This window comes from Vibrio sp. St2, assembly GCF_947311885.1.
Classification (GTDB): Bacteria; Pseudomonadota; Gammaproteobacteria; order Enterobacterales; family Vibrionaceae; genus Vibrio; species Vibrio coralliilyticus.
Window position 1 is genome coordinate 275,315 of the sequence record NZ_CAMZNA010000006.1, and the last position, 9,717, is coordinate 285,031.

Sequence of the window (9,717 nt, forward strand, 5' to 3'; positions counted from 1 at the left end):
ACCTTAGCCGAAGCACTTAAAATTCGTCTTTAAAGGATTCTTTGATTTTGAGGATTTCATCTAGCTGACTGATGAAAATAGGAACTAAGTTGGGGTCAAAATGCGCGCCTGCACCTTCTTTAAGCAGTGCCACGGCATCTTCAACTGGCCACGCTTTTTTGTATGGGCGTTCACTGGTTAGGGCATCGAACACGTCCGCTATGGCTACAATGCGAGCACTTAAAGGGATCGCTTCTCCTTGAGTACCATGAGGGTAGCCACTGCCATCCCACTTTTCATGGTGATAAAGAGCAATCTCTTTCGCCATTTGCAACAGGAGTGAATCACTTTCTCCGATAATGTCTGCGCCGAAGTTGACGTGTTTTTGCATCACCGTCCATTCATCACCATCTAGCTTACCGGGCTTGCCTAAAATGTTATCGGGGATACCGATTTTTCCGATGTCATGCATGGGAGATGCTTGGAAGACAAGTTCGACCCAGCGTTTACTGACATCCAACTGCTCAGCAAGAATACGTGAATAATGACTCATGCGAACAACGTGCATGCCTGTCTCATTGTCTTTATATTCAGCAGCTCGGCCTAAGCGTTGAATGATTTCGAGGCGGCTGCGCTCCAATTGTTCGGTTCTTTGTTTTACTTGAACTGATAACGCCAAATTTTGATCGTACAGTGCGATGTGTGTTTTCACCCGAGCCTTAACGATTGGTGGGCTGACAGGTTTGGTAATGTAGTCGACTGCTCCCATCTCGAAGCCTTTCTGCTCATCGACCACTTCTGCCTTGGCTGTTACAAAGATCACGGGAATATCGGAAGTTAAAGGGTTGGACTTTAGAATCGAGCACACTTCGTAGCCGTCCATTTCCGGCATCATGATATCGAGCAAGATCAAATGAGGCCGAGGAGAGCTGTTGGCAATCTTGAGAGCTTTCGCACCGCTAGTGGCTGCTTTGATTTTAAATTCATCGGAAAGAATGCCAGACAAAGTATGGATATTGTCTGGGATATCATCGACCACCAGTATGCTTGGTTTGTCTAATGGATCAGAGGCCATACGAGTAAATCCTTCTACTATGCGCTCTTAATATGCTTCAACAGATAGAATAGTGAATATTTATAAATAGTTGCAGCGTTAATCAGCTAATCAGATGAGTCTAATGATTGAACAGTGATGTACGTACAAGTTTGCCGATAAACTCTTGCTCAGAATTTGGAAAATTACCCTATCAGTACACTCTCCATTTTCGATCTTACGAAATGCGTAGAGAACAGCTCAAAAGTGGTTGTTTCTCAAAACCTTAATAGATAAGTTTGTTTTTATTAGTCTAATGTTTTCAATCAGTTAAATGCTATCTAATTGTGTGGTGAGTAGTGAAAACGGCAAAAACATCGTTTCTGAGCCATATATACCCCTATATGCGCTTGAGTTAGTATTTTCCTTACCGTATGGTTGCATCTGTCCTTAACCGGGACGATATGAAACTGTAACATTCATGTATCTTTCATTTTCAATTCAAACATTTACGCTGGCTGCCAACTCCAAGGGCCAGCTTTTTTTTGCGTGAATTTTAAACATAGTTTGGATTGAACCAGATCACATATCGAAAGTGGTGAGTGTGGGCTAATTACTCTAAACCTAGGGGCGGCACGCAAAAGCTTGCGATGTGTACAGGAAAAATAAAATATGAAATTGATTTCATATTTTATTCATCTACGATAAAAGTCCCTATGGGTAATTTGTCAATCATTTCATTTGCTTCATGGAACGGTGCTGGCCTCCAACTCACTTTTGGGCCAGCTTTTTTTTGTCTAACAGTGTTTGACTAGGTTACTCGTTCTTAGATGGTAACTTTCGACTTTGGCAGCGCCGCAGCCAAAAACAGTCTAACGATGTGCTGATTGTTTTTTCCCAAAGATCAGTCTCTCCAATAAATCTATCGAGAAGTAAGTATCTTGCTGCGGATTGTTTTGGTGTGAGTTCGGGTGTACGAACTCTCTAACCCTTCTATTTCCGTAGGTTCTAGCGAGTTCTTTTTTCCTGAATGTTTTTGATTCTCTGTGTATAATCGCCGGATTATTTTTGACCACTCCATGCTGAGTATCGCATTAGCGCAAGATTACTATGATCTGTGGGCGTGAATATTCATATATAGCTGTGGTAGTAAGATTTCGAGTAACACCTTATGAAACCTGACAATACTAGTAAATATGCGGCCAACCGCTTTTCCATAGCACCCATGCTCGACTGGACTGACAGACATTGTCGTTACTTCCATCGACTGCTGACGAGCGAAACTTTGCTCTATACCGAAATGGTGACGACGGGTGCGATTATTCACGGTAAAGGTGATTTTCTTGCGTATAACCAAGAAGAGCACCCGGTGGCACTTCAGTTAGGTGGCTCAAACCCTCAGGATTTGGCGACGTGTGCGAAATTGGCGCAAGAGCGTGGCTACGATGAAATCAACCTAAACGTTGGTTGCCCATCTGACCGTGTGCAAAACGGTCGCTTTGGTGCATGTCTGATGGCTGAACCACAGCTGGTGGCAGAATGTGTCGCTGCAATGCGCGACGTGGTGGATGTGCCAGTTACGGTGAAGACCCGTATCGGTATTGATGACCAAGACTCTTATGAGTTTCTGACCGACTTTGTATCGATTGTTTCCGAGAAGGGCGGCTGTGACCAATTTACTATTCACGCGCGCAAAGCTTGGCTTTCGGGTTTAAGCCCGAAAGAGAACCGTGAGATTCCACCTCTCGATTACCCGCGTGCATACCAGCTGAAGAAAGATTTTGCGCACCTTAATATTGCTATTAATGGTGGCGTTAAGACACTTGATGACACCAAAGAACATTTGACGCACCTTGATGGCGTTATGGTTGGCCGTGAAGCCTATCAGAATCCTTATATTCTGGCGGAGGTTGATCAACAGATCTTTGGATTAGATAAGCCTGTTAAGAAGCGTACTCAAGTTGTGGAAGAGATGTATCCGTACATTGAAAGCCAGCTGGAGAAAGGGGCGTATCTCGGTCACATTACTCGTCATATGTTGGGCTTGTTCCAGAATATGCCGGGGGCGCGTCAATGGCGTCGTTACATTAGTGAGAATGCTCACAAGCCTGGTTCTGGTATAGAAGTGGTAGAGACGGCGCTGAGTAAAATTCCTAAAGAGCTGAATGTGTAAATTTCACCACCTAATAGTATTTGGTTGGTGAATTTAACCAACTAAGATAATCAATAAAAGAGACGCTTTATAAAGTGTCTCTTTTTTATTTTATTAAAATCAGATGCTTATATTTTTTCTTTAACTTGGCTTACTTTCTGCAAAGCGAAAGGTAACTAAGGAGAAAGATATGTTTGAACTCATCTTTGTATTGGTCTTTATTGCAACGCTGCTGGTGACGGGTCTTACTATGTTCACGGTGTTTGCTGCGGCGGGTTTTGCTTTGATGGTGATGGTTTTACTCGGTATGGTCGGGGCGGTGATTAAACTTATCCCGTGGTTGATTGTTATTGCTGTGGGTATTTGGTTTTTCAAAAACTACGTGTATAGCCACCGTTAATCCGAGCAGGAATTTGACATTAACCGCTGTGCAGAATGTGATACTATCGCTCCAACATCTCGAACCTCAATGAGCTCAGGAGCTAAATTAGATGAACAAATCAGCACTGGCGGTTATGACTGCAGCTGCGATGTCGATGGCAAGTTCAGCAGCAATGGCAGAAGATTCTGTAGTTGCAAAAGTAGGTGCTGAAGCATGGTGGGTGGACACAGAAGTTAATGAAATCCGCCGTGATAAAGAAGTTACTCCAAGTATTTATGCGGCGATCGAGCACGATATTAAGTATGTGCCGAATGCACGTATCAGAACAGCCAGCGTTGATAACGAGTTCATGGCATTTGATAAGCTGGATCTGACGCTCTACTACCAAGTGATGGAACACGATCTATTGCACTTTGATGCGGGTATTACCTTTAGCGATATGAGTAATACAAAGTACAAGAATGCAGAAACTGGCCAAACTAAAGATTTTAACGAGCTGCTGTGGGCATTCTATGGTTACGCTGAAATCACAGTGCCAGACACGAACTTTGATATCATCGGTGAAATGAACTTTGGTGATAGCAGTGGTATTAAGAGCACCGACCTGATGGCAGGTATGCAATATAGAATGCCACTGAATAATTCCACAATCACTTTCCGCGGGGGCTACCGAGTGATTGATCTTGAGTCTGATGAATTTAAGCCAACCCTTGAAGACAGCACGCTAGGCAAGCCTTTTATTATGGCGAACGGTTTCTTCCTTGGTGCTGAATACAGTTTCTAAACTGCAAGAGTCTTTCCAAAAAACGCTGCGTAATATCGCGGCGTTTTTTTATGCCTATTCGTTATATCTTCATTTTTCTTTTAGCAGTTTTTTGTCTTTCGACCATGCTTATTAAGGGTTCTTATCAATAACTTCAGAGAAAGGATTCTCATGACTATCAATGAACTTAGAAATCTTTATAGAGAAAATCAGTTAGTTGAAGCCATCATTGAACCTTCTGCTCAGGAAGGGAGTTGGATTGTTGAGTTTCGCCATGCTCGTGGTGGTTTTGTGCTATTAACTGATTCTCATGGGGAAGAGTGCCACTATCTGGATCTGGATTTGGCCTCAAAGTCCGCGATGGCTGTTGGCTTCAGGCAGGTACGTGTCGAGGCTAAGTAGCCAAACTTGCTTAAACTTTCGGCTTTCTTTAATTCCAAAAGTTATAAAACATTCATTTCTATTCTTTCTTGTTATTAAAGGGAGTGGTTAATCTATCATCACGCAATGAATAGGGATGTCGAGACCATGTCTTTGAACAAGAACGTGTCCTCTCAAGGAAACACACCACAAGAACTACCGTCAATCGCAGCTCCTTTAAATGATCAACAACTGAATACGCTACAACAAACAGTCTCAGAACTGTCATCTCAACAGTTAGCGTGGGTCAGCGGTTATTTTTGGGGGCTATCTCAAGCTCAGCCTCAAACGACTGGTGCTGCTGCACCTATTAGTCAGGCAGCTGCGGCTGTTGCCGCAAAACCGGCAGGCAAGCTTTCTATTATCTTTGCTTCTCAGACGGGTAACGCGAAAGGCGTTGCTGAAGCTCTGGAGCAAGAAGCCAAGGCCCAAGGAATCGCTGTTGAGCTGTTTGATGCCAGCGATTACAAAGGAAAGAACCTCGCCAAGGAAACGCACGTCATTATTGTTGCCTCTACCAACGGTGAAGGTGAAGCACCAGATAATGCGATTGAGCTGCATGAATTCCTTCAGTCTAAGAAGGCGCCTAAATTACCAAACCTGAAATACGGTGTGATTGGTCTGGGTGACTCGAGTTATGAATTCTTCTGTCAGACAGGTAAAGATTTCGATTCTTACCTATCTAAACTTGGCGCGACCTCATTTATTGAACGTATTGACTGTGATGTTGATTACGAAGCGCCAGCGAGTGAGTGGCGTCAAAACGCACTGGATAAAGTCAAAGAAGCGTTAGCGTCAGGTAATGAAGCTGAAGTTGTTCAACTACCAGTCGGTCAAGCGGCACCGGGCCATTCGCCATACAATAAGCAAAACCCTTACACAGCAACCTTGCTCACGAGCCAGAAGATTACTGGTCGGGATTCAGGTAAAGATGTCCGCCATGTCGAGATCGATTTGGATGGCTCAGGTCTGACATATCAGCCGGGTGATGCACTTGGTGTGTGGTTCGAGAACAGCTCAGACCTTGCGAATGCGATCTTAGCCAAAGCAGGGTTGTCAGGTGTGGAAAGTATTGATGTTGATGGTGAGAGCATTTCCATCCACAGTGCACTGGTAAGTAAGTTCGAGATAACGTCAGCAAACCCTCAGCTTGTCAGCAAATTTGCAGAACTATCGGGTAGTAAGAAACTCCTCAAGTTGGTGGAAGACAAAGACAAGCTACGCGAATACGCGACCAACACCCAAGTGGTCGATGTTCTGGCAGAGAAGAAAACCAAACTATCCGCTGAAGAACTGGTTGGTCTGCTGCGCCGATTGACTCCTCGCCTCTATTCTATTGCTTCTAGTCAGAGTGAAGTGGACGAAGAAGTCCATCTAACGGTTGGCCTTGTTGAGTATGACAAGGGAGATGAAAAGCGTTTTGGTGGCGCGTCTAGCTTCCTTTCTCATCGTTTAGAAGAAGGCGGAGAAGTGAAAGTGTTCGTTGAGCACAACAATAACTTCAAACTACCGCAAGATGACAATACCCCTGTCATCATGATTGGCCCAGGTACTGGTATTGCCCCGTTCAGAAGCTTTATTCAAGAGCGTGATGATCGAGGAGCAGATGGTAAGAACTGGCTATTCTTCGGTGATCGCACCTTTACCCAAGATTTCCTCTATCAGGTTGAATGGCAGAAGCACCTAAAGTCAGGCTTGCTCAATCGTCTTGATGTGGCCTTCAGCCGCGACCAAGCAGAAAAAGTTTACGTGCAACATCGTATTCTGGAAAACGCTGAACAAGTATGGCAATGGATTCAGGAAGGAGCGTACATCTATGTCTGTGGTGATGCGACACGCATGGCGAAAGATGTCCATGAAGCGCTGATTCATGTCGTAGAGCAGCACGGCAAACTATCACGTGATGATGCCGAAGAATTTATCAACGAACTCCGCAAAGCGAAACGTTATCAAAGGGATGTTTACTAATGAGTGCTTCTACCGAAAATAATAAACAGGTTGTCTTGGGCGAAGAGTTAGGGCCCCTTGCGGATAACGAGCGCCTGAAAAGAGAAAGTAATTTCCTACGTGGCACGATTGAGCAAGACCTGCAAGATCGTATCACCGGTGGCTTTACTGCAGATAACTTCCAGCTGATTCGTTTCCATGGCATGTATCAGCAGGACGATCGTGATATCCGCAATGAGCGTACCAAGCAGAAGCTGGAACCACTGCATAACGTAATGCTACGTGCACGTATGCCGGGCGGTATTATTAAACCGGAACAGTGGTTAGCGATTGATAAGTTCGCAACAGAGCATTCTCTGTATGGAAGTATTCGTCTAACGACGCGTCAGACGTTTCAGTTCCACGGTGTGTTAAAGCCAAATATCAAATTGATGCATCAAACGCTTAATAGCATTGGTATCGACTCCATCGCAACAGCGGGTGACGTGAACCGTAATGTATTGTGTACTACAAATCCGGTTGAATCGGAGCTACACCAAGAGGCTTACGAGTGGGCGAAGAAGATCAGTGAGCATCTTTTACCTAAGACCAAAGCGTACGCAGAAATCTGGTTGGATGGCGATAAGGTAGAGACGACTCAGGATGACGAACCAATTCTGGGCAGTAACTACTTACCACGTAAGTTCAAAACTACCGTTGTGATACCGCCACAAAATGATGTCGATGTACACGCGAATGACCTTAACTTTGTTGCGATTGCTGAAGATGGCAAGTTGGTGGGCTTTAACGTATTGGTCGGCGGTGGTTTAGCCATGACTCATGGTGATACATCTACTTACCCAAGACGTGCCGATGATTTCGGATTTATCCCTCTGGAGAAAACGCTAGATGTTGCAGCAGCAGTCGTCACTACCCAGCGTGATTGGGGGAACCGCTCAAATCGTAAAAATGCCAAAACCAAATACACGCTCGATCGAGTGGGCAGCGATGTTTTTAAAGCGGAAGTGGAAAAACGTGCTGGAGTGGCATTTGAAGAAAGCCGTCCGTATGAATTTACTGAACGTGGCGATCGAGTCGGCTGGGTTGAAGGGATCGACGGAAAGCATCACCTGACTCTATTCATTGAAAACGGTCGCTTGCTGGATTATCCGGGTAAGCCTCTTAAAACAGGTGTGGCTGAGATAGCGAAAATCCACAAAGGGGATTTCCGCATGACGGCGAACCAGAACCTGATTGTTGCTGGAGTCTCCAAGAGCAACAAAGCGAAGATTGAGAAAATCGCTGTTGAACATGGTTTGATGGATGAAACCGTTAGTGAGCAGCGTAAGAATTCAATGGCGTGTGTTGCGTTCCCAACCTGTCCGTTGGCAATGGCTGAAGCCGAACGATTCTTGCCAGAGTTTGTTACAGACGTTGAAGGCATACTCAAAAAACACGGCTTGCCAGAAGAAGACAACATTATCTTACGTGTGACAGGCTGTCCGAATGGCTGTGGTCGTGCGATGTTGGCGGAAATTGGTTTGGTAGGTAAAGCGCCTGGCCGTTACAACTTGCACCTAGGTGGTAACCGTGGCGGTACACGCGTACCTAAGATGTATAAAGAAAACATCACAGATAAACAGATTCTAGAAGAGATTGATCAGCTAGTCGGTCGATGGGCCAAAGAGCGTAACGACGGTGAGTGCTTTGGTGACTTCACGATCAGAGCTGGCATTATCGATGAAGTGTTTGTTTCCAAGAGGGACTTTTATGCTTAACTCTGTGGCTTCAAAACCGAAGTTAGCAGAGCTCTTAACGGCAACGAAGACGGAGCAAATTCTCCGTCTTGCGGAAATTAACATAGAGCTCGAAAAGCTAACGGCTCAGGAAAGAGTCTCCTGGGCGATAGAAAATCTGGAAGGAACACACGCTGTTTCCTCAAGCTTTGGCATTCAGGCTGCGGTAATGTTGCATTTAGTCACGCAGGTTAAGTCTGATATCCCGATTATATTGACAGATACCGGCTATCTTTTCCCTGAAACTTACCAGTTTATTGATGACCTCACGGAAAAGCTTAACCTTAACCTGCAAGTCTATCGTGCGAAACAGAGTGCAGCATGGCAGGAAGCCAGTTTTGGAAAGCTGTGGGATAAAGGTATAGAGGGAATTGAAAAGTACAATCGCTTAAACAAAGTGGAACCTATGCGCCGTGCTTTGGATGAACTTAGAGTAGGTACTTGGTTTTCAGGGCTGCGCCGTGAGCAATCTAAGTCTCGAGCAAACCTGCCAATCCTGACGATTCAAAATGGCGTGTTTAAGTTTTTACCTATCATCGATTGGACAAACAAAGACGTACACTATTACCTAGAGCAACATGGTTTGCCTTACCATCCATTGCGTGATGAAGGATACTTGTCGATTGGTGACACTCATACAACCAAGAAATGGGAACCTGGAATGAGTGAAGAAGAAACTCGGTTCTTTGGTCTTAAACGAGAATGTGGGCTCCATGAGGATGACAGCGAGCAAGATGGCTCAGGTATTTAGCTTCATTTTGAAGCATTAGTGCAGAAAGACCGCTTTGGCGGTCTTTTTTATGCGCCTTAGATTATGTTATGTGGATAACTCTGTGGTGAAGCTATGAGCATATTATGAGTAAATAGGGATAAATAAAGCTTTGGATGAATATTGGACGGTTAAGCGTTGTTTTTGCAGTTTTTTCAAAATATCGCTTGCCAATGTGATGCCGATCTCTATAATGCCTCCTTGTCGACAGGGCAAGGGTTCACAAAGGTTCTAAGCCAAATCGATAGGCCAAAAAGAAAATGAAATAAATTTTAAAAAAGTGTTTGACACTTCAGTTTATCTCGCTAGAATGGCCGCCTCTTCCGAAGTGATGTGAGTCACAAAGAAGAACGCTCTTTAACAATATAAACCTATCAATCTGTGTGGGCACTCGTTGATGATAATCCAATTAGAAACTTCGGTTTCAAATTAGGTTTCAATGAAACGAAGTGACCATTGAATCTTCGGATTCAGCACAGTCAATTCAAACATTACTT

Annotated in this window: 8 protein-coding genes; 7 read left to right on the forward strand and 1 reads right to left on the reverse strand. The window is 44.5% G+C overall.

What is annotated here, in order from left to right; genetic code table 11:
- Positions 1–16: 16 nt before the first annotated feature.
- On the reverse strand, positions 17–1,054 hold the full coding sequence (locus QMA41_RS18185) for a two-component system response regulator (protein ID WP_281630351.1): 1,038 nt from the start codon (positions 1,052–1,054) through the stop codon (positions 17–19).
- 1,129 nt (positions 1,055–2,183) lie between these two features.
- Here QMA41_RS18185 and dusA point away from each other — a divergent pair.
- From dusA to QMA41_RS18220, 7 genes are all read left to right on the forward strand, one after another.
- The gene (gene dusA / locus QMA41_RS18190; protein WP_171750077.1) at positions 2,184–3,185 is read left to right on the forward strand and encodes a tRNA dihydrouridine(20/20a) synthase DusA; all 1,002 of its coding nucleotides are present in this window, start codon (positions 2,184–2,186) and stop codon (positions 3,183–3,185) included.
- A gap of 169 nt (positions 3,186–3,354) precedes the next feature.
- Positions 3,355–3,564, forward strand: coding sequence for an envelope stress response protein PspG (gene pspG / locus QMA41_RS18195; RefSeq protein WP_006963183.1), 210 nt, complete (start codon positions 3,355–3,357; stop codon positions 3,562–3,564).
- Positions 3,565–3,655: 91 nt separating this feature from the next.
- On the forward strand, positions 3,656–4,330 hold the full coding sequence (locus QMA41_RS18200) for a TIGR04219 family outer membrane beta-barrel protein (protein WP_281630352.1): 675 nt from the start codon (positions 3,656–3,658) through the stop codon (positions 4,328–4,330).
- A 150-nt stretch (positions 4,331–4,480) separates the two neighbouring features.
- Entirely contained in the window at positions 4,481–4,711 is a 231-nt protein-coding gene (locus QMA41_RS18205) for a hypothetical protein (protein ID WP_006963181.1), read from the forward strand.
- 126 nt (positions 4,712–4,837) lie between these two features.
- Positions 4,838–6,697 carry an assimilatory sulfite reductase (NADPH) flavoprotein subunit gene (locus QMA41_RS18210; protein WP_281630353.1) on the forward strand — a complete coding sequence of 620 codons (1,860 nt, stop codon included), beginning with the start codon at positions 4,838–4,840 and terminating at the stop codon, positions 6,695–6,697.
- Entirely contained in the window at positions 6,697–8,433 is a 1,737-nt protein-coding gene (gene cysI / locus QMA41_RS18215; RefSeq protein ID WP_038513670.1) for an assimilatory sulfite reductase (NADPH) hemoprotein subunit, read from the forward strand. The genes QMA41_RS18210 and cysI overlap by 1 nt, the downstream gene beginning before the upstream one ends.
- Positions 8,426–9,202 (forward strand): phosphoadenylyl-sulfate reductase, encoded by a 777-nt coding sequence (locus QMA41_RS18220; RefSeq protein ID WP_038513669.1) that lies wholly within the window; start codon positions 8,426–8,428, stop codon positions 9,200–9,202. Before cysI ends, QMA41_RS18220 begins: the two co-directional genes overlap by 8 nt.
- Positions 9,203–9,717: the final 515 nt, after the last annotated feature.